This window comes from bacterium, assembly GCA_024226335.1.
Lineage (GTDB): Bacteria > Myxococcota_A > UBA9160 > SZUA-336 > SZUA-336 > JAAELY01.
In genome coordinates this window covers 1-1,071 of record JAAELY010000407.1, presented here as the reverse complement: position 1 = coordinate 1,071, position 1,071 = coordinate 1, and the positions used below count along the sequence as shown (strand labels likewise).

Sequence of the window (1,071 nt, the reverse complement as noted above, 5' to 3'; positions counted from 1 at the left end):
TCTGCTCCGTTCGGGCTCGGTGCGTCTGCCAGTTCGATAGAGCGCGCAGGTAGACCCCGAGCACGGCCGTACACAGATCGGGGTCGTAGGCGAGCCAGAGACGGAGGGGATAGGGCAGCGAGAGAACCCACTGTCGTACCGCGTTGGGTCTCGACCTCGATTGGACGTCCCAGGGCGTCGTGACCGATACGTACCGAATTGCCCAGCGCGTCGACGATCCGGATCAGGTTGGTTCCCGACGGGTCGTACTCGAATCGGGTCGTCCGGGGCGCACCGCCGCCTTCCTCTGTGTACTCGCGGGTCTCGATGCGATTGCCAAACACGTCGTAGTCGTGCTCTCGCAACACTTCGAACGAGCCGTCGACCTCCGCAAGCTCTGCCTTCAGATTTCCGCGCGAATCGTAAGCCAGTCGCTGTTCGTTGCCATTCAGATCTACATGGCTACCCGCCTGGCCGAACGCGTTGTACTGAGTCCAGGTTTCGGTGTCACCGACACGGTTCTGCCGAGACAGGATGTTCCCGTCGTCGTCGTAGCTTGCTGTGGTCTCGAATCCGAGACCGTCGATTTCCTTGGTCTGCTCCTGGCCGCCTCCCTCGTGCTCGTAGCTTCGCACGACCCCGCGTGCTGTTTCGTGACGTTTGAGGTTGCCCGACCAGTCGTACTCCAGGACCTCAGTCGCACCGTTGGGGTGCGTCACTACCGTTTGACGCCGGAAGTAGTTGTACGAGAAGGTCGTGACTTCGCCCGCGGAGCTTTCGTGCCGGTAGACGGTATCGTTCTCGTAGTATTGAAACTCCATCCAGACGTCGCCCTCGGGATTGGCGTCGCGGCTCTCGGGACGGATCGCGTATAGGAAGTATAGCACCCCTGTCTCCCTAGCTCAGGGATGGGACTTGCGACTCGAAACCCCACGAGGTAGATCTCGAACGAGCCCGCCAGAGGAGGGACTGAGTTGCGCAGAGAGATTTTTTCCGACGAACACCTGGAGTTTCGCCAACAGTTCCAGCGTTTTGTGAAAGCAGAGGTCGAGCCCCATATCGGCGAGTGGAACGAGGCCGGGATCACGCCGC

The 1,071-nt window shown here is 60.7% G+C and carries 2 protein-coding genes; one reads left to right on the top strand and one right to left on the bottom strand.

Annotated features, from left to right (window positions below):
* On the bottom strand, positions 1 to 866 hold an 866-nt coding region (locus GY725_20375; protein ID MCP4006541.1), incomplete at its 3' end, for an RHS repeat protein.
* Between the two features lie 87 nt (positions 867 to 953).
* On the opposite strand from GY725_20375, the gene GY725_20370 reads away from it, so the two are divergent.
* A partial coding sequence (locus tag GY725_20370; GenBank protein ID MCP4006540.1) for an acyl-CoA dehydrogenase family protein occupies positions 954 to 1,071 on the top strand: 118 nt, incomplete at its 3' end.